Source organism: Jeotgalicoccus sp. ATCC 8456, from assembly GCF_016313225.1.
Lineage (GTDB): Bacteria > Bacillota > Bacilli > Staphylococcales > Salinicoccaceae > Jeotgalicoccus > Jeotgalicoccus marinus.
In genome coordinates, this window is the sequence record NZ_CP066224.1 from 1,677,991 (window position 1) to 1,703,526 (window position 25,536).

Here is a 25,536-nt window from a genome sequence, read left to right on the forward strand (position 1 = left end):
ATGAAGTGTGAGATATGTAATGAAAATGAAGCCACAGTCCATATTTCGGAAGACTTAGGTCTTGCTCAAAATGTACGGTATTTGTGTGAGCAGTGTGCTGAAAAATCGCTACACGTGAATGACTATCAAGTGGATAATCCTTTTGACATCCATACATTACTGAAGATGTTAGCGGCTAATGCAGAGAAAAAAGAGGTTGAAGTTGAAGCGCCTGAATGTCCATCATGTGGTTCAACATTAAGAAGCGTCGTCGACAATGGCTTGTTTGGTTGTAGTTATTGCTATGACTACTTCGGCGAATACGTACCTCAAATTGTTGAACGTGTGCAGCTGAACCAAAATAGACATCTTGGGAAGATTCCTCATCAAAAAGTAGATGCACTGCGCCTCAAAAGAGACATAGAGTCCTTACAACAGAGACTAGATGACAAGGTGAAAACCCAGGCCTTTGAAGAAGCAGCGGTGATTAGAGACCAGATTCAGGCACTGAAGGATGGTGAGTCACATGGAGAATAATATTAGTAAGTGGCTCAATAGAACAGCAGTCACTGATATTGAACTTTCCTCACGTGTGAGGCTAGCACGGAATATTAATGGTGTACCTTTCACACATATGCTTGAAGATGATGAAGACATCACAGCGCTTGGTAAAATAGTAGAGAAAACTTTACCTAATTTGACTCGTCTCCGCTTATCTGAATTTACTGATGTAGGCCGTGCCTTATTGGTCGAAAAGCATTTGATTAGTCTTAGATTTTCACAAAATGGAGAAAGTGTCTTCATCAATGAAGAGGAAGACGTGTCGGTGATGATTGGTGAGGAAGATCATTTACGAATTCAAAGTCTCGGTGTAAATGAATCCCTTGAGTCGCTATACGAGAAAGCAAGTGCTATAGATGATACATTAGAGAGTAAGATAGAGTATGCATTTGATGAACGATACGGCTATCTTACAGCTTGCCCGACTAATCTAGGGACAGGAATGAGAGCCTCTATAATGCTGCATTTACCTGCCTTGACAGCCTTGAAAAGAATTCAACGTTTTCATAATAATTTAACGCGCTTTGGTTTTACTTTACGAGGTATATACGGGGAAGGGTCTAAGCCCATTGGTTCTGTTTACCAGTTATCGAATCAAGTGACGCTTGGTTTTAGTGAAACAGATATCATTGAAAATTTGACAGAATTAAAAGAACGCATTATTGAAGAAGAACGTAGCGCAAGAGAGCAATTAAAAACTTTAGAAACCTGTGACGCTGTCAATCGTTCTTTTGGTATTCTACAATACGCCTACAAATTACCTTTAAAAGAAGCAGCAATGCATTTGAGTAATGTGAAACTAGGGATTGATTTAGGCTATATAGATTTTGACCGTTTTAACTTTCAAGCATGGTTTCAACAAATCCAACCGGCTTTTATTAGCCAAAAACTGAATGAATTTGAATATGACACTAGTCGACCAAATAATCAGCACGAAAGATTACGGGCGACACTGACACGCGAACTATTAGGAGGGAAATAGATGCTATTTGGAAAACTGACAGAGCGAGCACAAAAAGTACTCGCATTTGCCCAAGAAGAAGCGATCACACTTAAAAACTCTAATATCGGTACAGAACATTTACTATTAGGTTTGGTAAAAGAAAAAGAAGGCATCGCTGCAAAAGTTCTAGCATCGTTTAATATCGATGAACAACGAGTTAATGAAGAAGTGCACAATTTAATAACAACGGGTACAGAAAAAGCATCATCGATTCACTATACACCGCGTGCTAAAAAAGTAATTGAGTTATCTATGGATGAAGCTCGTAAACTACATCACAATTTTGTAGGTACAGAACACTTACTATTAGGCCTGATTCGTGAGAGTGAGGGCGTGGCAGCGAGAGTATTGGCTAATCTTGACTTAAATATTACTAAAGCACGTGCAGCAGTGATTAAAATGCTTGGTAATCCAGAAGCTTTCCAGTCACATTCAAGTGTTCAAAAAGATACAAATACGCCGACATTAGACTCTTTGGCACGTGACTTAACTCAAATGGCCAGAGAGAGTCAGTTAGATCCAGTGATTGGTCGTTCTAGTGAGATTACACGTGTTATAGAAGTGCTAAGCCGTAGAACGAAGAACAATCCCGTGTTAATTGGTGAACCTGGTGTTGGTAAAACAGCTGTGGCTGAAGGCCTAGCCCAAGCAGTGATTAACAGTGAAGTGCCTGAAAACTTAAAAGATAAACGCGTGATGTCTCTAGATATGGGGACTGTTGTTGCAGGTACGAAGTACCGTGGTGAATTTGAAGAGAGAATGAAGAAAGTAATGGATGAAATCCATAAGGCTGGTAACGTTGTACTATTTATTGATGAGTTACACACACTAATAGGTGCGGGGGGAGCTGAAGGTGCGATCGATGCATCTAACATTCTTAAACCAGCTCTTGCACGTGGCGAGTTGCAGTGTATCGGTGCGACAACTTTAGATGAATTCCGTAAACACATTGAAAAAGATGCGGCATTAGAACGTCGTTTCCAGCCGGTAATGGTCGATGAGCCTAAGGCGGAAGACGCTGCGTTGATTCTAAAAGGCCTACGTGATCGTTACGAGGCGCACCACCGCATTAATATTACAGATGAAGCACTGGAAGCAGCAGTTCGTATGAGCAGCCGCTATATTCAAGACCGTTTCCTGCCTGATAAGGCAATTGACTTAATAGATGAAGCATCATCTAAAGTTAGACTAAGAAGCTATTCTACACCCCCAGATCTTAAAGACTTAGAGACGCGTTTAGAAGCAGTGAAAAAGGAAAAAGATGCGGCGGTTCAAAGCCAAGAATTTGAAGCAGCAGCAAACTTTAGAGATCAACAAACAAAAATTGAAAATGAAGTTAAAGAATGTGAAGAAAACTGGAAGAAGCAACAGGGTCAATCTTCACAATCAGTTACAGCGAGTGATATTGAGCTTGTAGTCGCTGGTATTACAGGTATTCCGTTATCTAAGATTGCTGAAGATGAGTCGGATAGACTGATGAATCTTGAATCCATTCTACACGAGCGTGTGATCGGACAGGATTCTGCAGTACAATCGATATCTAAGGCAGTAAGACGTGCGCGTGCTGGACTGAAAGATCCTAAGCGTCCAATCGGTAGTTTCATCTTCTTAGGACCGACGGGTGTAGGTAAAACCGAACTTGCTAGAGCCTTAAGTGAAACAATGTTTGGTGAAGAAGATGCGATGATTCGAGTAGACATGAGTGAATATATGGAGAAACATTCTGTATCTCGTTTAGTTGGTTCGCCTCCAGGCTATGTAGGCTATGATGATGGGGGACAATTAACCGAAAGAGTAAGAAGAAAACCATACTCTCTTATACTCTTCGATGAAATTGAAAAAGCGCACCCTGATGTGTTTAACTTGCTCTTACAAGTGTTAGATGATGGACGTTTAACAGACTCTAACGGACGCATGGTGGATTTCCGCAATACAATTATTGTTATGACATCAAATGTAGGTGCGAGAGAATTACAAGATCAGAGATTCGTAGGCTTTGGTGGTCCAGAGGCTGAAAGCTATGAAAATATTAGAAGTACAATGATGAAAGAATTGAAGAATACCTTTAGACCAGAATTCATTAACCGAATTGATGACATTATTGTCTTCCACAAACTTGAGAAAGAACATCTTAAAGAAATTGTTAGCTTGATGATTGATACTTTAAGAGCGAGATTAACTGACCAGAATATTCATATTGAGGTTACAGATCGAGCGACTGAGCGTATTGTTGAAGAAGGTTACGATCCGGAATATGGGGCGAGACCTTTGTCTAGAAGTATTCAAAAGAATATAGAAGATACTCTAAGTGAATCATTACTATCAGGTGAAAGTTTTGAGAATAAACTTGTTACAGTGGATTATGTTGATGATGCATTCAAAGTCACAACAGAAGACAAAGTTAACGAAACTGTTGAACAGTAATCCTGGATAGATTTTAATAAGCATCTCTGACTCATGATATATTCCCTCTTATGTAGACACTTAAAAAGTGAATACTTAAGAGGGATATTTTATAACTAGTAATATAATTTTACTTTTGTGAATTACTCAACAAAATTCTATAAAAGTCTTTAACTGTAAGGTTTTAGCCTTTTAAAACATGTAGATAAATAATACAATAGTAAAAGAAATACAATGGGGGAGTGTATACACGAATGGCAAAACCAAAAGTTACTTTTGAGTGTATGGCATGTGGTTATGAAACACCTAAATGGATGGGTAAATGTCCAAATTGCGGTGCGTGGAATCAGCTTGAAGAAAAAATTGTACATAAAGAAACCGTTAGTGGTCGAGGGACGCTCGGAAAAAATAAGATAGATGAGCGTAGTAAAGCATCTAAATTAAGTACCATTGAAAAGAAAGTCACACCAAGAACAACTACGCGTTCTGGGGAATTCGATAGAGTGCTCGGTGGTGGTATTGTTAATGGATCGCTTATTTTAATTGGTGGTGACCCAGGTATAGGGAAGTCCACTATTCTCTTACAGACTGCATTAATTCTAGCTGAAAACCATAACGTTTTATACGTATCTGGGGAGGAATCTCTAGAGCAGATTAAAATGCGTGCAGACCGCATTACCTCAAAACCATCCAATTTAACAGTCTTTTGTGAGACAAACCTTTTGTATATTCATGATGAAATTAAAAAGATCCAACCAGATTATTTGATTATCGACTCAATTCAGACTGTCTTTCACCCAGACGTTACAAGCGCACCAGGTTCAGTGGCACAAGTGAGAGAGAGTACACAGTCTATTATGAATATCGCTAAGGGCAATAATATTGCAACCTTTATAGTTGGACATGTCACAAAGGATGGACAGATTGCAGGTCCTAGATTGCTTGAACATATGGTTGATACTGTACTCTATTTTGAAGGGGATCAGCATCATACTTATCGTATCTTAAGAGCAGTGAAAAACAGGTTTGGTTCAACAAATGAGATGGGTATTTTTGAGATGAAAGCGAGTGGTTTAGAAGAGGTGTTAAACCCTTCTGAAATCTTCTTGGAAGAACGTTCGAAAAATGCGCCAGGATCAGCTATTGTTGCCACTATGGAGGGTACGAGAGCGATGCTAGTAGAAGTACAATCCCTTGTTACGCCTACCCACTTTCACAATCCAAGACGCATGGCAACCGGTATCGATACTAACCGTCTATCGCTACTTATGGCAGTGTTAGAAAAATCGGAAGGTCTGCTGATGCAGCAACATGATGCTTATATTAAAGTAGCAGGTGGTGTGAAATTAGACGAACCTGCAGTAGACTTAAGTATAGTCATCAGTATTGCATCAAGTTTTCAAAACATTGCTGTACGAGGAGATGATTGTTTCATTGGTGAAGTTGGCTTAACTGGGGAAATCAGACGTGTGACAAAGATCGAACAGAGGCTACAAGAAGCGGCAAAACTTGGCTTCAAAAGAGCTATTGTTCCTCAGTCCAATTTAAGTGGGGTCCAAGTACCTGATGGTTTAGAAGTGTTGGGTGTTAAGACTTTAAAACAAGCATTGAGACATACAAAATTTAATGATTAATTTTAAAAAAGCTTAAGAGAGGAGGCGATAAGATGCTTAAATACTTACTCTATGCAGTCTATTTAGTGATTGGCTTATCATTAGGTGCTTGGCTATTCCCAGAACTAGCAGTTTGGCTACCGTTTGATATTCCGAGAGTAGTAGACAATGTGCTTGTATATGGCCTATTAGGTATTCTTTTATTTTTCTTATTATTTGGCTGGACAATCAAGCATGCTTACAACTTTTTGAAGAAAAGCGAAGGTTATTTATTGAGTAGAAGTTTGACCGAAATTGTTTTTGCAACACTCGGAATGGTACTAGGTTTAGTGATTGCAGTACTAATCACACTATTGATTAATACTTTAGAAATTCCACTTGTCGGAGAGATTGTACCGATTGTGTCGGCAGTTGTTTTTGGCTACTTAGGTTTCATTATCGGCTTGAGAAAGTTCAGTGAGGTTCTGGACTTCTTTCCAAAGAATAACCCGAAGGAAAAAATGATTTCCGAAGCTAAGACGAAGTTTATCGATACGAGTGTGATTATCGACGGACGCATAGTCGACGTAGTTGAAACGGGCTTTTTAGAAGGAGACATTGTCATTCCACAATTCGTCTTGGATGAACTGCAACTTATTGCGGATGCGACTGACCCTGTGAAAAGAGAAAAGGGGCAACGTGGTTTAGACATGTTGAATAAGTTACAGACCAATAATGAAAACGTAAAAATTGAACCCGTAACTTATGAGAGACTTGATGTAGATCAACAGTTGATTGATATCGCCAAAAAAGAAGGCGGTGCAATTTTAACGACGGATTATAATTTAAATAAAATCTGTCAGCTCCACGATATTCCAGTCTTAAACGTGAACGAATTATCTAATGCAATAAAAACTGTAGTTGCACAGGGTGATGTTTTTGAACTCTTTATTTCCAAAACTGGTAAAGAAGAGAACCAGGGTGTCGGTTACCTTGAAGATGGAACGATGGTGGTTGTCGAACGTGGAGAGCAATTGATTAACCAAACAGTTAAAATCATTGTAACTAGTGTACTGCAGACAAATTCTGGACGTATCGTCTTTGCGAAAAGAGAGAAAAACAAATGAGGTATACAGTAATTATTCCGGCAGCAGGACTTGGTTCTAGAATGGGCCTCGGCTACAACAAAGTCTTATTAGACATAGGCGGGGAATCTATTATTTCACGCACGGTTAGATTTTTTGATGAAGACCCGGACTGTGAAGCAATACATTTATCTGTCCGAGCGGAAGAACGAGATGTTGTATCTGACTTGTTTCATAGTGTCGCTAAGGTAAAAGGGATCCATACTGGTGGTAAAGAACGTCAGGACAGCATTTATAATGCATTAATTAATGTAGACTCTGCTGAATATATTTTTGTCCACGACGGGGCGAGGCCATTTGTTAGTCAGGATATTATCCTACGATTGAAAGAAAAGGTTCAAGAAACTGGTGCAGTCATTTGCGGGGTAAAAGTTAAAGATACTTTAAAGCGAATTGTAAATGATAAAGTCGTTGAAACGTTACCGAGACAGGAAATAATTTCTGTACATACACCCCAAGCATTTAAAGCAAGCATTTTAAAAAGAGCTTATGAACATGCAAAAAAGCATCATCTTGACGTCACTGATGACTCTATGATGGTAGAGGCAATCGGGGAGTCTGTCTATATAACAGAATCATCCTATGATAATATTAAGATAACGACAGCTGAAGATATTCAGCTTGCCAAGTTGATACTTGAAGGGAAAGGTTAATATGATGAGAATAGGTCATGGATACGATGTTCATGCCTTTGATGAAAATCGTCCACTAATTTTAGGTGGTATGGAAATACCACATGACCGTGGTTTGAAGGGTCATTCGGATGCAGACGTCGTCTTGCACACTGTTACTGATGCCATCCTCGGCGCTTTAGCCCTTGGAGATATCGGTAAGTTTTTCCCTGATACGGATGCACAATATAAGGATGCGGACTCAAAGAAATTATTGTCGGCAGTCGTCGAAATGATGACTGAAAAAGGATACGAAATTGGAAATATTGATGTTGTTGTCATTGCAGAAAAACCAAAGCTGAGAGAGTACATTGATACAATGCGGCAGAATGTAGCCGATCTTTTATTGACAAAGATAGAGAATGTTAATATCAAGGCAACAACATCTGAAAAACTTGGATTTACAGGTAGAGAAGAAGGCATCGCAAGTGAAGCGGTAGTCTTACTTAACAAACAGGAGGCAAAATAATGAGTAAAGTTAGAGTTAGATATGCACCGAGTCCTACAGGATTCCTACACATCGGTAACGCGCGCGCAGCATTATTTAATTATTTATTTGCACGCCACTATGATGGTGATTTTATAATTCGTATTGAAGATACTGATAAGCAACGTCACGTTGATGAAGGTGAATCATCACAGCTCAACTATTTAAAATGGTTGGGCATCGACTGGGATGAAAGTGTCGACGTTGGTGGAGACTATGGACCTTACCGCCAATCTGAACGTGGTGATATCTACGCACCTTACATTCAGAAATTGTTAGATAATGATCTTGCATATCGTTGCTACATGACTTCTGAAGAGCTGGAAGCGGAAAGAGAAGAACAACTAAGAAATGGACAGACACCGATGTATGGTGGAAAGCATGCGCACCTTACAGCTGAACAGGAAGAAGCATTTAAGGCTGAAGGTCGTGAACCTTCAATTCGTATTCGTGTACCGAGAGATAAAACATATACCTTCAACGATATGGTTAAAGGTGAAGTGTCGTTCGATTCTAATGGTTTTGGTGACTGGGTCATTGTTAAAAAAGATGGTGTACCAACGTACAACTTTGCGGTTGTCATTGATGATTATGAAATGAAAATCACCCATGTTTTACGTGGGGATGATCATATCTCAAATACACCAAAACAAATGATGGTTTATGACCTTCTCGACCTACCATTACCGAAGTTCGGGCATACGGCGTTGATCGTAAATGAAGAGAAGAAAAAATTATCTAAACGTGATGCATCAATTATCCAATTCATCGAACAGTATGAAGAATTAGGTTATCTACCAGATGCAATGTTTAATTTCATTGCTTTACTTGGTTGGTCTCCAGAAGGTGAAGAAGAACTATTCACTAAGGAAGAATTGATTAATAATTTCGATGAAAATCGTCTATCTAAAGCTTCAGCATTCTTCGATAATCAAAAGTTAATGTGGATTAATAACCAGTACATGAAGCAAAAAAATGCTGAGGAAATTTTCGATATGTCTCTACCATTCCTACAAAAAGCAGGGAAGGTTTCAGAAAACCCAGATGATAGAGAGTTGGACTGGGCGCGTAGGCTTGTTGCCTTATACCAACCACAGATGAGCTATGCTGCTGAGATTACTGAGTTATCAGCACAGTTCTTTAAAGACCATGTTGAATTTGATGAAGATGCGAAAGAAGTGCTAGAACAAGATCATATAAATGAATTGATGACGGCACTGTATAGCCATTTTGAAGCGATGGAAGACTTCTCGCCTGAAGCAATTAAAGCTGAAATCAAAGCTGTCCAAAAAGAAACAGGTATAAAAGGTAAGAAATTATTCATGCCAATTCGTGTCGCAGTAACTGGAGAAACTAAAGGACCAGAATTACCAGATGCGATTTCATTGATTGGTCAAGAAACAGCATTAGAAAGAATTGAACGCTTGAAATAAACTGGAATGTTGAAAATGGTGCGGTGACGAAGTATAATATGGGTGTTAAAAGTTTAGTATATAAGGTTCTGGACATGTAGAGATTATCCGGTTGGTGAAAAGGATAACAATAAACCTTATAGAATTGCGCTTTTACGTACTTTAAACCTTATATTAAAGAGTAAAATCAGAGTGGAACCGTGCTTATGCGCCTCTGTCCCAATATGGACAGAGGCGCTTTTATATTACTTATGTGAAGGAGGGTACAGATGTTTCAAAGAATGAAAGACGACTTGAATATGGTGTTAGAGCTCGATCCAGCAGCAAAGAATCGGCTAGAAGTATTCTTTACTTACTCTGGAATTCACGCAGTATGGGCGCATTTAGTTGCGCATTGGTTCTATAAGAAAAATTTTAAAATTATTGCCCGGGTAATTTCGCAAGTCACACGGTTTATGACAGGAATAGAAATTCACCCAGGAGCGAATATCGGCAAGCGTCTATTTATTGACCATGGTATGGGTGTAGTGATTGGTGAGACATGTAACATTGGTAATAACGTGACAATCTACCAAGGGGTAACACTCGGTGGAACGGGTAAAGAAGACCATAAAAGACACCCTGATATTGATGATAACGTGTTAATTGCTGCAGGGGCTAAAGTACTTGGAAACATCCGCATCGGAGCGTCCTCAAATGTTGGAGCGAATTCTGTTGTATTAAAGAATGTACCAGCTCATTCCACAGTGGTCGGAATTCCTGGTCACGTCGTTAAGCAGCATGGCCAGCGCATAAGAAAGCATAATAATTTCGATCATAGAGATATACCAGATCCGCTGTTTGAAAAATTATTGGAACTTGAAAAAGATATTAATAACTTCAGAAGAGAAGTAGGGAGTGAGGTAAAAGATGGTTCGCATATATAATTCAATTACTAGAAAAAAGGAAGAATTTGTACCATTACAAGAAGGTAAAGTCAGCATGTATGTTTGTGGTCCGACAGTGTATAACTATATTCATATTGGAAATGCAAGACCAGCAATTGCTTTTGATACAGTACGTCGATACTTGGAATACAAAGGTTATGATGTGAAATACGTCTCTAACTTTACGGATGTAGATGATAAATTAATAAAGGCATCTAAGGAGCTTGGTGAGACAGTGCCAGAGATTGCAGAACGTTTTATCGAAGCTTTCTTTGAAGATACAGGTGCTTTAAATGTTAAGAAAGCAACAGTCCATCCACGCGTGCACGATCACATGCCTGATATTATCGAATTTATTAAAATATTGATCGATAAAGGGCATGCTTATGAATCAGATGGTGATGTTTATTTTAAAACACGTTCATTTGATAACTACGGAAAATTGTCTCAACAATCAGTTGATGACTTGAAGGTCGGTGCGAGGATTGAAGCGGGTGAGAAGAAAAAAGATCCACTAGATTTCGTTCTTTGGAAACAAGCGAAAGAAGGAGAAATCAGCTGGGAATCACCTTGGGGAAAAGGTCGTCCAGGTTGGCATATTGAATGTTCAGTTATGGCCCGTCGTCATCTTGGAGACACGATAGATATTCACGCTGGTGGTCAAGATTTAACTTTCCCTCACCATGAAAATGAGATTGCTCAAAGTGAATGTATGACAGACAAAACGTTTGCGAATTATTGGATGCATAACGGGTACATCAATATTGATAATACGAAAATGTCTAAGTCTTTAGGGAACTTCATTCTTGTGCATGACATTATTAAGGAGATTGAGCCTAATGTGCTTCGCTACTTTATGATCAGTGTGCATTATAGAAATCCAATTAACTATAACCGTGAATTAGTTGATGCAGCAAGAAGTAGTTTAGAACGTATTCAAGATAGCTACCATCATGCACTTGAACGTCTTGAAAAAGCGGTTGATGAAGCATCTGATGGTAAAGTGCTTGAGCTTATTGATGATAATATTAAATTATTTGAAAGTCATATGGACGATGATTTCAATACTGCTAATGCCATTACCGCATGGCATGAGTTGACGGGTGAGTTGAACAAATACTTACGCCGTCCAGCAACTTGCAAGGCAGTTCTACAGAAGTTTATCGAAACCTTTGATGCATACTCACAAGTACTAGGTGTCAGTTTAGGACGTAAAGATGTACTCCTAGATGAAGAAATAGAAGCGCTGATTGAAGAAAGAGAAAGTGCCAGAAAAAATAAGAATTTTGCACGCGCTGATGAAATTAGAGACAACTTGAAAAATGAAGGAATTATCCTAGAAGACACTAAAGATGGCGTGAGATTTAAACGTGGATAATATAGATATTAATAGAATTCCATCACTATCGCTTGCATTTTTAGGTGACGCGGTCTATGCGGTTAAAGTCCGTGAGCATTTAATTGAAAATGAACCTTATTCAAAACCGGATGCCCTGCACAAAGCGGCCAATAAGTTGGTTAGAGCTAGGGCGCAAGCAACTGCATTACACTATTTGAAAAATACTGGCGTGCTCACCGAAGATGAGTGGGACATTGCGAGAAAAGCGCGTAATAAATCGAGTCAAACCAGAGCGAAGAACGCAACGATTCAAGAATATAGAAATGCTTCTGGTATAGAGGCATTGATTGGGTATTTAACCTTGACTGGAGAGACTGACAGAGTAGATGAACTTATGAAACTTATAATTACAGATGGGAGTGAAGGCATTTGACAGGTTCAGTAATTGCAGGACGTCATGCTGTTAGAGAACTACTGCGTACAGATGCAGATATAAACAAGGTATACGTTCAGGACACAGCAAACAAGCAACAGCTAAAAGAAATTTTAGATCTCGCTAAAGAGAGAAAGATTGTTGTTTCTATGGTGCCGAAAAATAAGATTGATGGCATGACTGAAGAACGTCATCAGGGTGTTGTGGCGATGGTTAGTGCGCATGAATATATGCCACTTGAGACCTTTTTAGAAAATGTTGAGGGGAAAACAGCAAATGTTATTATTTTAGATGGGCTTGAAGACCCGCATAACTTAGGGTCAATCATAAGAACTTGTGATGCTTCTGGTTTTGATGCGGTCATTATTCCTAAACGTCGTTCAGTGCAATTGACAGATACAGTGGCAAAAACCTCCACAGGGGCGATTGAATATGTACCTGTAATTAGAGTGACTAATATCAACCAAACAATCGATACCTTAAAAGCGCATAACTTCTGGCTTGTTGGTACGGATGGAACAGGACAAACGGATTATCGTGAGATTAATGCTAAGGGGAACACTGCAGTAGTAATCGGTAGCGAAGGTGAAGGTATCAGTAAGAAGACGCTAGAGAAATGTGATTTTGTCGTTCGTATCCCGATGGCAGGAGAAATAACGAGTTTAAATGCTTCGGTTTCAGCTGCACTTTTAATGTATGAGGTATACAGGCAGCAAAACCCACTTGGGCGTGGTTAATGTGCGTAAAAAAAGAAGGGTATTACTCGTCGATGGCTACAATTTAATTGGGGCAAATTCTGATTTATACCGTGAAGCGCAGATGTCTCTACAACTCGCAAGAGATGAAGTATTAAAGCTATTGAGCGAATACCAAGCAGTTCAGAATTATGAGATTATCTGCGTCTTTGATGCTTACGAGGTCAAAAGCAAAGAAGCCGTGATGGATTATTACGGTATTGAAGTGGTCTACACGAAAGAAAAAGAAACGGCAGACGAATTTATCGAAAGATTTGTCTATGATAATTACCATCCATTTCTATGTGATATCAGTGTAGTAACGAGTGACTTAACTGAACAAAATGCAATCTTTGCTTATGGAGCTTACCGAATCTCATCGAGAGAAATGTGGTTGAACTTGTCCGAGGCAGATAAAAATATTAGTAAAAGAATTAAGGCAATAAATGAAAAACTGCCTAGGACAAAATTGGATATTTCGGATGAAATACTTGCAGAAATGGAAAAACTGCGACGGGGAGAAAATTGACAACTTGAAGATATCCCCCCTCCAACTTATATTTAGGTTAACTAAAGGTTGGAGGGGAATCGATTGTATAGGATCAAGGTTTCTAGTCATTTAGTGTTGGAAAGGCGTACAAGTTACAAAGATAGTGATTTAGAAGATTTAGATAGAGCTGCTTGCCGTGTGAAGAACGGTGACTATGCTGCCTTTGATACAGTTGATAAACTGCTTAGGTCTCATATATTAAGAATGTCATTTAAATATGAAATAACGTCATATGATCGAGATGACCTGGTTCAAGATATGATGATCGAGGCGTTTATGATGTGTTTTAGATATGATTATGAACGCGGTCATTTTATGAACTATGCGCTTCGTTCTATACGTTTTAAAATGTATAACAAGATAGTGGTGAATCCTGGAGCATGGAACAGCTGGGAGCCATTACTTGAAACTATCTTTGATAGTACACATTCGGATGCATTAGCAGGTATTCATTTAAAGGAAAGGGCAGAAGACTACTTATCTGCTGTAGAAAGCTTATCCACTCGTGAAAAATACGTACTAAAACTTTTTTTAGAAAGATATTCCGTTCAAGAAATAGCGAGTATTTTAAAGTGTGGTCTAAAGTCTGTGAAAAACACAGTTCATCGGTTGAAAATAAAGTTTGGTGAGGTTGAAGATTTACACAGTATTGTTGACAACAACGCTTCAAATCGATATAGTATATTAGAATTGAAATGAGGATTTTAAGATGAAAATTGCACTGATTTGCAGTGAATGTGGGTCTCGTAACTACTCATTGAACAGACCAACCCACACAGAGAGACTCATCATGAAAAAGTTTTGCCCCAAATGCAATAAGCATACAACGCATAAGAGTTCTATATAGTTCAGGAGGAACGATTGATGAATAATAATAAGAACTTCTTCCAAAATGTCGTCAGCGAGATGAAAAAAGTCAGCTGGCCGACTGGTCAGGAAGTCGTCCGTTATACGACAACAGTTGTAGTGACAGTTGTATTTTTCTTAGTGTTTTTCTATGTGCTTGATCTGGGTATCACAGCACTAATTGATTTAATGTAATTTTAAAGGAGCGGTATAATGTCTCTAGACAAAGAGTGGTATGCAGTACATACTTATTCAGGCTATGAAAACAAAGTAAAAGCAAACTTAGAGGCGCGCCTCGAGTCAATGAATATGCAAGATCTAATTTTCCGTGTCGTTATTCCTGAAGAAGAGGAAACATCTATAAAAGATGGTAAGAAAAAGACGGCAATGAAGAAAACATTCCCTGGTTATGTTTTAGTAGAGCTCGTCATGACGGATGAGTCTTGGTATGTTGTTCGTAATACACCAGGAGTTACAGGTTTTGTTGGTTCACAAGGTGCGGGTAGTAAGCCAAACCCACTCTTACCAGAAGAAGTGAAATTTATCCTTCGTCAGATGGGTATGAGTGAGAAAATTGTGGATGTTGAGGTTGAAGTTGGTGAATCCATTAACATCGTTTCAGGACCGTTTAATAATCAAACGGGTGTGATTGAATCGATTGACGAGGAACGTTATAAGCTAACGGTACTTGTTGAGATGTTTGGTAGAGAGACACCGGTTGAAGTTGAATTTGATCAGATTGAAAAACTTTAATTTTCCACTTGGAAATTACAGGTTAATATGCTATACTTTTATGGTCGCAAAATTGCGGCCATCTTTATTTGTATAAAGACTTATGAGTGGGAGGATGAAATCTAAACATCCTGTGACCACATCACGATTATGAGGAGGTGCAACATCGTGGCTAAAAAAGTTATTAATGTTGTGAAATTGCAAATCCCTGCAGGAAAGGCTAACCCGGCACCACCGGTAGGTCCAGCACTAGGGCAAGCAGGTGTAAATATCATGGGATTCTGTAAAGAATTCAATGCGCGTACACAAGAGCAAGCAGGTTTAATTATCCCTGTTGAAATTTCAGTATTTGAAGATCGCTCATTCACATTCATCACAAAAACTCCACCAGCAGCAGTTTTACTTAAAAAAGCAGCTGGTACTGAAAAAGGTTCTGGAGAGCCTAACAAGAACAAAGTAGCAACTGTTACAGAAGCTCAAGTTCGTGAAATCGCAGAAACGAAAATGGAAGACCTAAACGCGGCAACTGTTGAAGCAGCAATGCGTATGGTTGAAGGTACAGCACGAAGCATGGGCTTCACTGTCGAAAAATAATAAGTATTAATACGGTCGTGGGAGGATTAACCCCGCTATAACCACAAGGAGGAATATAAATGGCTAAAAGAGGTAAAAAGTATCAAGCTGCTCTAGAAAAGTTTGATCAAAACTCTACATTTTCAATTGAAGAAGCAGTCAAGCTTGCAAAAGAAACTTCTATTGTAAACTTTGACGCTTCAGTTGATGTTGCATTCCGTCTAGGTATTGATACGCGCAAAAATGATCAACAGATCCGTGGCGCACTAGTACTTCCACACGGTACTGGTAAAACACAGCGTGTATTAGTATTTGCGAAAGGCGACAAAGCAAAAGAAGCAGAAGCAGCAGGCGCTGACTACGTTGGTGAAGCTGAGCTAGCACAAAAAATTAACGGTGGATGGTTTGATTTCGACGTTATCGTTGCAACACCGGACATGATGGGTGAAGTTGGTAAACTTGGTCGCGTATTAGGACCTAAAGGTTTAATGCCTAACCCTAAAACTGGTACAGTAACGATGGACGTGACTAAAGCAGTTGAAGAAATCAAGGCTGGTAAAGTTGAATACCGTGCTGAAAAAGCAGGTATTGTTCACGTTGGAATCGGTAAAGTTTCATTCTCTGATGAGCAACTTGTAGACAACTTTAAAGCTGTTCACGATATTTTAGAAAAAGCTAAACCATCTTCTTCTAAAGGTGTTTACTTTAAATCTGTTACAGTTTCAAGCACAATGGGCCCTGGCGTTACAGTAGACCCTAATGTAATTAGAACTGTTTAAAAATAGATATTGACAAGTGTAGGTATACGAGGTATATTTACACTTGTAAATTTTAAAGATTACCTAAGACAGCAGGAGCTTTTATAGCTTAATATCTTTCCTGCCGAGGCAAATAAAACGACTTGAATTATATTTTCATATATTCGAGCACTTTTTGCCGCTGGTAAAAGGTGCTTTTTTATTTGCTCCAGACAAAAATTATGGAGGTGTAACGACATGTCAAACATCATTGAACAAAAACAGCAACACGTTGAAATGATTACTGAACAACTTAAAAACTCAGTTTCTACAATTCTTGTAGATTACCGTGGTTTATCAGTTTCAGAAGTCACAGAATTACGTAAACAATTACGTGAAGCTGGTGTTGAATTCAAAGTTTACAAAAACACAATGACTCGCCGTGCGGCTGATGCATTGGAACTTTCTGAACTTAACGAATTCCTAGTTGGACCAAGTGCATTAGCATTCTCTAATGAAGATGTTATCGCTCCAGCTAAAATCATTAACAACTTTGCTAAAGAACACGAAGCTTTAGAGATTAAAGCGGGTGTCATCGAAGGCAGCTATGTACCTGTTGAAGATGTAAAAGCTATCGCATCTCTTCCATCAAGAGATGGCCTACTTTCTATGCTTCTTTCAGTGCTACAAGCACCAGTACGAAACTTCGCTTATGCAGTTAAAGCAGTCGGTGAAGACAAAGAGAACGAAAACAACGAAGCTTAATTTAAGCTAAAAACCAATTATAAAATGGAGGAAAATAATCATGGCTAACATTGAAACAATCATTGAAAGCATTAAAGAAATGACAGTTTTAGAATTAAACGATTTAGTTAAAGCAATTGAAGAAGAATTTGGCGTAACAGCGGCTGCTCCTGTAGCAGCAGCAGGTGGCGGAGAAGCTGCTGCAGCTGAAGAAAAATCTGAATTTGACGTTGAACTTACAGATGCAGGTTCATCTAAGATTAAAGTAATCAAAGTAGTTCGTGAAGCGACTGGTCTTGGACTTAAAGACGCTAAAGAACTTGTTGACAACGCACCTAAAGTTGTTAAAGAAGGTCTTTCTAAAGAAGACGCTGAAGCACTTAAAGCTCAACTTGAAGAAGTTGGCGCTGGTGTAGAACTTAAATAGTATCTATAATTTTTGTCGCAAAAAGTCTCCGCAAACTTAGTTTAGCGGAGACTTTTTTCTGATTGGAGGAAATTTATTTGTCACATTATTATACGACAGATGACACGCCACATGAGTATGGTGAAACAACCTTCGATTTTAACGATTATACTTACCGCTTTAAAACTGACCGCGGTGTATTTTCTAAAAATAATGTTGATTACGGTAGTGCCTTACTTATTAAAACGGTAGTTGACACTTATCAAGGCGATGGAAGTTTTATCGATATGGGCGCAGGTTATGGTCCGATCGGAATTATAATCGGTCGTGAATTAGGTATGCATCCCATTATGGTTGAAGTAAATAAGGATGCAGCAGACCTTGCAGATGAGAATGCCAAAAGAGCGGGAATCTCAGTGGAAGTGATGAGCCGTCATGACTTTGATGAGTCAAATATTGATACCTCTCTTTATGTTACGAATCCACCATTTAGAGCGGGGAAAGATGTGGTCTTAGAAATCTTAAGAGATGCATATGAACGCTTGACCTTAGACGGTGCAATCTATATGGTTGTCCAGAAAAAGCAAGGTATGGCATCATATAAGAAATACTTGCAATCAACTTTTGGTAATGTGCAGATTGTCGTTAAAGATAAAGGGTATTATATATTGAAAAGCATTAAATAAAATATAAAGAATATTTGACTTGACAAATTGTCTGTGTTATTCTTATAGAATGTTAAATTAATATCAATAAGTATGTACTTTTCTGTACATTTGTTGAATGGAGCGTTTAAAAAAGTATCCAGTTTAATAGAAAATGGGGTTGAATACGATTCCGTTTTCTTTTTGTCTTTACAATGAATAGGGTGCGGCCTTAAACGCCATTATAGTTTACGCAAATATTATTAGGGGTGAATCTGTCGATGAGTCAATTGATTCAGTATGGAAGACATGCACAACGTAGAAGTTATGCACGTATCGAAGAGAAGTTGGAACTACCTAACTTAATTGAGATTCAGACGAAATCGTACGAGTGGTTCCTGGAAACAGGTTTAATCGAAATGTTTAAAGATATTTCTCCGGTAGAAGATTTTACTGGTAATATGTCTTTACAATTTGTCGATTATAAACTTGGCGAGCCGAAGTATAACGAAGAAGAAGCGAAAGACCACGATGCGACTTACTCAGCTCCGCTGAGAGTTAAAGTTCGCTTAGTCATCAAAGAAACCGGCGAAGTAAAAGAGCAGGATGTATTTATGGGAGATTTCCCGTTGATGACGGATACAGGTACTTTTATTATAAATGGTGCTGAACGTGTTATCGTTTCACAATTAGTAAGAAGCCCATCTGTATACTTCTCCGAGAAGTTTGACAAGAACGGTAAATTAAACTTCGGAGCAACTGTCATCCCTAACCGAGGCGCTTGGCTCGAGTATGAAATCGATGCTAAAGATGTCGTATACGTAAGAATAGACCGCACGCGTAAATTGCCAATTACAGTATTATTACGTGCCCTAGGCTTTCAAACAGATGAAGAAATCATCAACCTTCTTGGCGACAACGAATACCTTCGTAATACGCTAGAGAAAGACGCGACAGAAACAGTAGATCAAGCACTTTTAGACATATATGAAAGATTACGTCCGGGTGAACCACCTACAGTGGAAAACGCACGTAATTTATTATACTCAAGATTCTTTGATCCAAAACGTTATGATTTAGCGAATGTGGGTCGTTATAAGATGAATAAAAAACTTCACCTAAAACACCGCTTGTTTAACCAAGTGCTCACTGAGCCAATCGTTGATAGCGAAACAGGTGAAATCATTGCAGAGGCAGGTTCAACAATCGATCGTCGTACTTTAGATGCGATTATGGACCAGTTAGAATCTACAGCGAACTTGAAGACTTACCACTTAGAGCAGGGGTTACTTGATGAGCCTGTAGAAGTTCAATCAATAAAAGTACGTTCTCATAATAACGAAGAAACATCGACGACGGTAATCGGTAACGCATTCCCAGATGTTGAAGTTAAATCAATTACACCATCTGACATTGTGTCTTCAATGAGTTACTTCTTTAACTTATTAGAAGGCGTTGGACAGACTGACGATATCGACCACTTAGGTAACCGTCGTTTACGTTCTGTTGGTGAATTGTTACAAAACCAATTCCGTATTGGGGTTTCTCGTATGGAACGTGTGGTTCGTGAAAGAATGTCTATTCAAGACACTGAAACTGTCACACCACAACAATTAATTAATATCCGTCCAGTAATTGCATCTATTAAAGAGTTCTTTGGTAGTTCACAGTTATCTCAGTTCATGGACCAAACAAACCCACTTGCAGAGTTGACGCACAAACGTCGTTTATCTGCATTAGGGCCTGGTGGTTTAACACGTGAACGTGCTGGTATGGAAGTGCGTGACGTTCACTATTCTCACTATGGACGCATGTGTCCGATTGAAACACCAGAGGGACCAAACATTGGTTTGATCAACACTTTATCAAGTTATGCTAGAGTGAACGACTTTGGTTTTATCGAAACACCTTATAGAAGAGTAGACCCTGAAACAAACAGAGTAACGAACCAAATCGACTACTTAACAGCAGACGAAGAAGATAGTTACGTTGTTGCACAGGCGAATGCACCATTAAATGAAGATGGTAGCTTCACTAATGAAGAAGTAATTTGTCGTTTCCGTGGTAATAACACGCAAATGGACCGTGAGCGTATGGACTACATGGACGTTTCACCTAAGCAGGTTGTTTCTGCAGCGACGGCTTGTATTCCGTTCCTAGAAAACGATGACTCAAACCGTGCCTTGATGGGTGCAAACATGCAACGTCAAGCTGTACCATTATTAAATCCTGAATCACCATTCATTGGTACAGGTATGGAGCACGTATCTGCACGTGACTCTGGTGCTGCGGTCGTTTCTCGTTACAAAGGACGCGTTGAACATGTTGAAGCAAAAGAAGTTCATGTTCGTCGTATCGAAGAGAAGAATGGTAAAGAAGTAGAAACTGAAAAAGACGTTTATAGAATGTCTAAATTCATTCGTTCAAATGCGGGGACTTGTTACAACCAAAAACCAATCGTTGAAGAAGGAAATATCGTAACAAAAGGCGAAATCTTAGCAGATGGTCCATCGATGGACAATGGTGAGATGGCGCTTGGACGTAACGTTGTTGTCGGCTTCATGACTTGGGATGGTTATAACTATGAGGATGCCGTAATCATGAGCGAACGCTTAGTTAAACAAGATGTTTACACATCAATTCATATTGAAGAATATGAGTCGGAATCAAGAGATACTAAGCTTGGACCAGAAGAAATTACGAGAGATATCCCTAACGTTTCAGACAGTGCCCTGAAAAAACTTGATGACCGCGGTATTGTATATATTGGTGCGGAAGTTAATGATGGAGATATCTTAGTTGGTAAAGTTACGCCAAAAGGTGTGACTGAATTAACTGCTGAAGAACGTTTACTACATGCAATATTCGGGGAGAAAGCGCGTGAAGTTAGAGACACGTCTCTACGTGTACCTCACGGTGCTGGTGGTATTGTTCTAGATGTTAAAGTGTTTAACCGTGAAGATGGTGACGAATTATCTCCAGGTGTTAACCAACTTGTACGCGTTTATATCGTTCAGAAGAGAAAGATTTCTGAAGGGGATAAAATGTGTGGACGTCACGGTAACAAAGGTGTTATTTCAAAAATCCTTCCAGAAGAAGATATGCCTTACTTACCAGACGGCACGCCAATCGACATCATGCTTAACCCACTCGGTGTTCCATCACGTATGAACATCGGTCAGGTGCTAGAACTACATCTTGGTATGGCTGCTCGTGCGATGGGCTTAAGAATGGCGTCACCAGTATTCGATGGTGCAAATGAGGAAGATGTATGGTCAACAATGGAAGAAGCAGGACTTGCACGTGATGGTAAGACCGTTCTATATGATGGCCGTACAGGTGAACCATTTGAAAACCGTATCTCTGTTGGTGTGATGTATATGCTTAAACTTGCACACATGGTTGACGATAAACTTCACGCAAGAAGTATTGGACCATACTCACTCGTTACACAACAACCACTTGGTGGTAAAGCACAATTTGGTGGACAACGTTTCGGTGAGATGGAAGTTTGGGCACTTGAAGCATACGGTGCTGCATATACACTCCAAGAGATCTTAACTGTTAAATCTGATGATACTGTCGGACGTGTTAAGACATATGAATCAATCGTTAAAGGTGAAAACCTTCCTAAACCAGGTGTCCCTGAGTCATTCAGAGTATTGATGAAAGAACTTCAAAGTCTGGGCTTAGATGTAAGCATCATGGATGAAAACGATGAGGAAATTGAACTACGCGATACTGATGAAGACGATATTCCGAATCAACCGGCTCAACCGGTCAAAGAAACAGACGCTGCTGCTAACGAAAATGTTACTGAATAGTAACGTTCTGAGCTTCGAGAAAACTGAGGGAGGAAAGCTCATTGATAGATGTAAACAGATTTAAATATATGAAAATAGGTTTAGCATCACCTGAAAAAATTCGTTCTTGGTCATTCGGTGAGGTCAAAAAACCGGAAACAATTAACTATAGAACATTAAAACCTGAACGTGATGGTTTATTCTGCGAAAAAATCTTTGGTCCTACTAAAGATTGGGAATGTAGCTGTGGTAAATACAAACGCGTTAGATATAAAGGCATGGTATGTGACCGTTGTGGTGTAGAAGTGACACGCGCTAAAGTAAGACGTGAAAGAATGGGGCACATTGAACTTGCAGCTCCAGTTACTCATATTTGGTATTTCAAAGGAATACCATCACGTATGGGACTATTACTTGATATGTCTCCGCGTTCTTTAGAGGAAATTATTTATTTTGCGTCATATACTGTTATTAAACCAGGTCCAACAGGCCTAGAACCTAAACAACTGCTAAGTGAACGCGAATACCGTGAATACTACGATAAGTTCGGTAATACTTTCACTGCTAAAATGGGTGCTGAAGCAATCAAGGAACTCTTACAACAAGTTGATCTAGGATCTGAACTAGAGATGCTTAGAAAAGAACTTGAAACTGCAACAGGTCAGCGCCTAACAAGAGCGATCAAACGGCTAGAAGTGGTGGAAGCATTCCGCCACTCTGGTAATGATCCTTCTTGGATGATTTTAGATGTCCTACCAATTATTCCACCGGAAATTCGTCCGATGGTTCAATTAGATGGTGGACGATTTGCCACAAGTGATTTAAACGACCTTTATCGTCGTGTAATCAACCGTAATAATCGTTTGAAACGTCTACTTGATTTAGGAGCACCTGGAATTATCGTGCAAAATGAAAAACGTATGTTACAAGAAGCTGTCGATGCTCTAATCGATAATGGTCGTCGTGGCCGTCCTGTAACAGGACCAGGTAACCGTCCATTGAAATCACTATCTCACATGCTTAAAGGTAAGCAAGGTCGTTTCCGTCAGAACTTACTTGGTAAACGTGTCGACTATTCTGGTCGTTCGGTTATCGTAGTTGGTCCTGGACTGAAAATGTATCAGTGTGGTTTACCTAAGGAAATGGCACTTGAGCTATTTAAGCCATTCGTAATGAAAGAGCTAGTTAAGCGTGAGCTTGCAACTAACATTAAGAATGCCAAAGGTAAAATCGAGCGCATGGAAAATGAAGTTTGGGATGTACTTGAAGATGTCATCACAGAACATCCAGTACTCCTTAACCGTGCACCGACACTTCACCGTTTAGGTATCCAAGCCTTCGAAGCGACACTAGTAGAAGGACGTGCGATTCGCCTTCACCCACTAGTAACAACAGCATATAACGCTGACTTTGATGGAGACCAAATGGCTGTACACGTACCACTTTCTAAAGAAGCACAAGCAGAGGCACGTATGTTGATGCTTGCTGCACAAAACATTCTTAACCCGAAAGATGGTAAACCAGTCGTTACACCTTCACAGGATATGGTCCTAGGTAACTACTACCTAACATTAGAACGTGAAGCGACTAAAAATGAGGGGCACATCTTCAAGAGCATTGAAGAGGTCATTATGAGTTACCAAAATGGTTACACTTCACTGCACACTCGTATTGGTATCCATACTAAGGATATGCCTGTAGAGAAAGTGTCTGAAGAGAACAAAGGTAAAATTTTAATGACAACTGTTGGTAAGGTAATCTTTAACCAGATTATGCCACCTTCATTCCCTTATATAAATGAACCGACTAAGGATAACTTAGAACGTAAAACTCCAGATAAGTACTTTATTGCTGCGAGTGACTTAAGTGAGGAAGGCTTAATCGAGAAGATTACAGAAATGCCACTTGTTGATCCGTTCAACAAAAAATTCCTTGGACAAGTTATTGCAGAAGTGTTTAATAAGTTCCACATTACTGAAACTTCAGTGATGCTCGACTTGATGAAAGACTTAGGCTTCAAGTACTCTGCTAAAGCAGGTATTACAGTTGGGGTATCTGATATTGTGGTACTTCCAGACAAACAGGTCATCATCGACGAAACTGAAGAAAAAGTTGAGAAAGTTCAAAAGCAATTCTCACGTGGTCTTATCACTGAAGAAGAGCGCTACAATGCAGTTATTGAGCTTTGGACTAAGGCGAAAGATGTTATCCAAGATAAGTTGATGTCATCACTTGACCGTCTAAACCCAATATTCATGATGAGTGACTCAGGTGCCCGTGGTAACGCATCTAACTTTACTCAACTTGCTGGTATGCGTGGTCTAATGGCCAACCCATCTGGTGAGATCATTGAGTTACCAATCAAATCAAGTTTCCGTGAGGGACTTACAGTACTCGAGTACTTTATCTCTACACACGGTGCGCGTAAAGGTCTTGCCGATACAGCACTGAAAACTGCCGATTCTGGTTATCTGACTCGTCGTCTTGTAGATGTTGCTCAAGATGTTATTGTTCGTGAAGAAGATTGTGGCACAGATAAAGGACTTCATGTATCTGCCTTGATGGAAGGTACTGAGTTAATCGAACCACTACTTGACCGTCTAGAAGGACGTTACACGAAAGAAACAGTTAGACACCCAGAAACTGATGAAGTGATCATTGGCGTTAATGAATTAATTACTCAAGATAACGCTAAAGAAATTGTTAACAGTGGTATCGAACAAGTATATATCCGCTCAGCATTTACATGTAACACGCGTCATGGTGTATGTGAACGTTGTTACGGTAAGAACCTTGCTACAGGTGAAAAAGTTGAAGTTGGGGAAGCAGTTGGTACAATTGCTGCTCAATCAATCGGTGAGCCTGGTACACAGCTTACAATGCGTACATTCCACACAGGTGGGGTAGCAGGTAGCGATATTACACAAGGTCTTCCACGTATCCAAGAATTATTTGAAGCGCGTAATCCTAAAGGGCAAGCGCAGATTTCAGAAATTCACGGTACTGTAACTGACATTGAAATCGTTAAAGACCGTCAACAAGAAGTTAAAGTTAAAGGTGAACACGAAAATCGTACGTACAATGTACCAGGTGCAGCACGTCTCCTCGTTGAAATTGGAGATAAAGTTGAACCAGGTGGCGTATTAAACGAAGGTTCAATCGAACCTAAATCATTACTTCAAGTTGCCGGGTTAAATACAACTCAAGAGTATCTGTTGAAAGAAGTACAAAAAGTATACCGCATGCAAGGGGTAGAAATTGGCGATAAACACGTTGAAGTTATGGTTCGTCAAATGTTACGTAAAGTACGTATCATAGATGCCGGAGATACTAACTTATTGCCAGGTGCTTTAGTGGAAATTCACCAATTTACAGATGCGAACAAGGAAATCTTTAAACAAAGAAAACGTCCTGCCACTGCAAAACCTGTATTACTCGGAATCACGAAAGCGTCTCTTGAAACTGAAAGCTTCTTATCAGCTGCCAGCTTCCAAGAAACAACTCGTGTACTTACAGATGCAGCAATTAAAGGTAAGCGAGATGATCTTCTCGGGCTTAAAGAGAACGTCATTATCGGTAAGCTGATCCCTGCAGGTACAGGTATGACAAATTATAAAGATGTTGATATTTCAGTAGCTGATGAAACTATCGCTGAAGAAGATTTCGTCTTAACTGAAGACTAATTCTACAGAGTTAGATGGTAAGAACTTATGGGTCAAGTTCTTATGAAAATGATTATATAGAGCGGAACCTCAACGTCGAGGTTCCGTTCTTGTTTTATTAAAATTGGAACTCGACTAGTTTTGTATAATGCTC

24 protein-coding genes and 1 other annotated feature are annotated in these 25,536 nt (G+C 39.4%); all 24 genes read left to right on the forward strand.

Annotated features, from left to right (window positions below):
• Positions 1 to 516, forward strand: a complete 516-nt coding sequence (locus tag JEM45_RS08690) for a UvrB/UvrC motif-containing protein (protein WP_026866166.1) — start codon at positions 1 to 3, stop codon at positions 514 to 516.
• The gene (locus JEM45_RS08695) at positions 506 to 1,522 is read left to right on the forward strand and encodes a protein arginine kinase (RefSeq protein WP_198687305.1); all 1,017 of its coding nucleotides are present in this window, start codon (positions 506 to 508) and stop codon (positions 1,520 to 1,522) included. Before JEM45_RS08690 ends, JEM45_RS08695 begins: the two co-directional genes overlap by 11 nt.
• On the forward strand, positions 1,523 to 3,967 hold the full coding sequence (locus JEM45_RS08700) for an ATP-dependent Clp protease ATP-binding subunit (protein WP_198687306.1): 2,445 nt from the start codon (positions 1,523 to 1,525) through the stop codon (positions 3,965 to 3,967).
• A 233-nt stretch (positions 3,968 to 4,200) separates the two neighbouring features.
• Positions 4,201 to 5,580, forward strand: coding sequence for a DNA repair protein RadA (gene radA, locus JEM45_RS08705; protein ID WP_026866163.1), 1,380 nt, complete (start codon positions 4,201 to 4,203; stop codon positions 5,578 to 5,580).
• Between the two features lie 32 nt (positions 5,581 to 5,612).
• Positions 5,613 to 6,665 carry a PIN/TRAM domain-containing protein gene (locus JEM45_RS08710; protein WP_026866162.1) on the forward strand — a complete coding sequence of 351 codons (1,053 nt, stop codon included), beginning with the start codon at positions 5,613 to 5,615 and terminating at the stop codon, positions 6,663 to 6,665.
• Positions 6,662 to 7,336, forward strand: a complete 675-nt coding sequence (ispD, locus tag JEM45_RS08715; RefSeq protein ID WP_026866161.1) for a 2-C-methyl-D-erythritol 4-phosphate cytidylyltransferase — start codon at positions 6,662 to 6,664, stop codon at positions 7,334 to 7,336. Before JEM45_RS08710 ends, ispD begins: the two co-directional genes overlap by 4 nt.
• A 1-nt stretch (position 7,337) precedes the next feature.
• Complete coding sequence (gene ispF / locus JEM45_RS08720) at positions 7,338 to 7,823, forward strand: 2-C-methyl-D-erythritol 2,4-cyclodiphosphate synthase (protein WP_026866160.1); 486 nt, start codon at positions 7,338 to 7,340, stop codon at positions 7,821 to 7,823.
• Positions 7,823 to 9,274, forward strand: coding sequence for a glutamate--tRNA ligase (gene gltX, locus JEM45_RS08725; protein ID WP_026866159.1), 1,452 nt, complete (start codon positions 7,823 to 7,825; stop codon positions 9,272 to 9,274). The genes ispF and gltX overlap by 1 nt, the downstream gene beginning before the upstream one ends.
• Positions 9,275 to 9,522: 248 nt before the next feature.
• Positions 9,523 to 10,179, forward strand: a complete 657-nt coding sequence (gene cysE / locus JEM45_RS08730; RefSeq protein WP_026866158.1) for a serine O-acetyltransferase — start codon at positions 9,523 to 9,525, stop codon at positions 10,177 to 10,179.
• Positions 10,163 to 11,557, forward strand: coding sequence for a cysteine--tRNA ligase (gene cysS / locus JEM45_RS08735; protein WP_198687307.1), 1,395 nt, complete (start codon positions 10,163 to 10,165; stop codon positions 11,555 to 11,557). The genes cysE and cysS overlap by 17 nt, the downstream gene beginning before the upstream one ends.
• Positions 11,550 to 11,951, forward strand: coding sequence for a Mini-ribonuclease 3 (locus JEM45_RS08740; RefSeq protein ID WP_198687308.1), 402 nt, complete (start codon positions 11,550 to 11,552; stop codon positions 11,949 to 11,951). Before cysS ends, JEM45_RS08740 begins: the two co-directional genes overlap by 8 nt.
• Positions 11,948 to 12,688 (forward strand): 23S rRNA (guanosine(2251)-2'-O)-methyltransferase RlmB, encoded by a 741-nt coding sequence (gene rlmB, locus JEM45_RS08745; protein ID WP_026866155.1) that lies wholly within the window; start codon positions 11,948 to 11,950, stop codon positions 12,686 to 12,688. The genes JEM45_RS08740 and rlmB overlap by 4 nt, the downstream gene beginning before the upstream one ends.
• A gap of 1 nt (position 12,689) precedes the next feature.
• On the forward strand, positions 12,690 to 13,214 hold the full coding sequence (locus JEM45_RS08750; protein WP_235678858.1) for an NYN domain-containing protein: 525 nt from the start codon (positions 12,690 to 12,692) through the stop codon (positions 13,212 to 13,214).
• A gap of 63 nt (positions 13,215 to 13,277) precedes the next feature.
• The gene (locus JEM45_RS08755; protein WP_198687309.1) at positions 13,278 to 13,934 is read left to right on the forward strand and encodes an RNA polymerase sigma factor; all 657 of its coding nucleotides are present in this window, start codon (positions 13,278 to 13,280) and stop codon (positions 13,932 to 13,934) included.
• A gap of 10 nt (positions 13,935 to 13,944) precedes the next feature.
• A complete protein-coding gene (rpmG, locus tag JEM45_RS08760; RefSeq protein WP_084145681.1) occupies positions 13,945 to 14,082 on the forward strand; it encodes a 50S ribosomal protein L33 in 138 nt (45 codons plus the stop codon).
• A 17-nt stretch (positions 14,083 to 14,099) separates the two neighbouring features.
• Positions 14,100 to 14,276 carry a preprotein translocase subunit SecE gene (secE, locus tag JEM45_RS08765; protein WP_026866152.1) on the forward strand — a complete coding sequence of 59 codons (177 nt, stop codon included), beginning with the start codon at positions 14,100 to 14,102 and terminating at the stop codon, positions 14,274 to 14,276.
• Positions 14,277 to 14,294: 18 nt separating this feature from the next.
• A complete protein-coding gene (gene nusG, locus JEM45_RS08770) occupies positions 14,295 to 14,834 on the forward strand; it encodes a transcription termination/antitermination protein NusG (RefSeq protein ID WP_026866151.1) in 540 nt (179 codons plus the stop codon).
• Between the two features lie 147 nt (positions 14,835 to 14,981).
• The gene (gene rplK / locus JEM45_RS08775; protein WP_026866150.1) at positions 14,982 to 15,407 is read left to right on the forward strand and encodes a 50S ribosomal protein L11; all 426 of its coding nucleotides are present in this window, start codon (positions 14,982 to 14,984) and stop codon (positions 15,405 to 15,407) included.
• A 59-nt stretch (positions 15,408 to 15,466) separates the two neighbouring features.
• Positions 15,467 to 16,165 carry a 50S ribosomal protein L1 gene (gene rplA / locus JEM45_RS08780; protein ID WP_026866149.1) on the forward strand — a complete coding sequence of 233 codons (699 nt, stop codon included), beginning with the start codon at positions 15,467 to 15,469 and terminating at the stop codon, positions 16,163 to 16,165.
• Positions 16,166 to 16,209: 44 nt separating this feature from the next.
• Positions 16,210 to 16,354, forward strand: a sequence feature (ribosomal protein L10 leader region).
• A 27-nt stretch (positions 16,355 to 16,381) separates the two neighbouring features.
• Positions 16,382 to 16,888, forward strand: a complete 507-nt coding sequence (gene rplJ / locus JEM45_RS08785) for a 50S ribosomal protein L10 (RefSeq protein WP_026866148.1) — start codon at positions 16,382 to 16,384, stop codon at positions 16,886 to 16,888.
• A gap of 40 nt (positions 16,889 to 16,928) precedes the next feature.
• Entirely contained in the window at positions 16,929 to 17,294 is a 366-nt protein-coding gene (gene rplL / locus JEM45_RS08790) for a 50S ribosomal protein L7/L12 (RefSeq protein WP_026866147.1), read from the forward strand.
• A 77-nt stretch (positions 17,295 to 17,371) separates the two neighbouring features.
• Positions 17,372 to 17,959 (forward strand): class I SAM-dependent methyltransferase, encoded by a 588-nt coding sequence (locus tag JEM45_RS08795; protein WP_198687310.1) that lies wholly within the window; start codon positions 17,372 to 17,374, stop codon positions 17,957 to 17,959.
• Between the two features lie 239 nt (positions 17,960 to 18,198).
• A complete protein-coding gene (rpoB, locus tag JEM45_RS08800) occupies positions 18,199 to 21,741 on the forward strand; it encodes a DNA-directed RNA polymerase subunit beta (RefSeq protein ID WP_198687311.1) in 3,543 nt (1,180 codons plus the stop codon).
• A gap of 41 nt (positions 21,742 to 21,782) precedes the next feature.
• On the forward strand, positions 21,783 to 25,403 hold the full coding sequence (rpoC, locus tag JEM45_RS08805) for a DNA-directed RNA polymerase subunit beta' (RefSeq protein WP_198687312.1): 3,621 nt from the start codon (positions 21,783 to 21,785) through the stop codon (positions 25,401 to 25,403).
• Positions 25,404 to 25,536 lie beyond the last annotated feature (133 nt).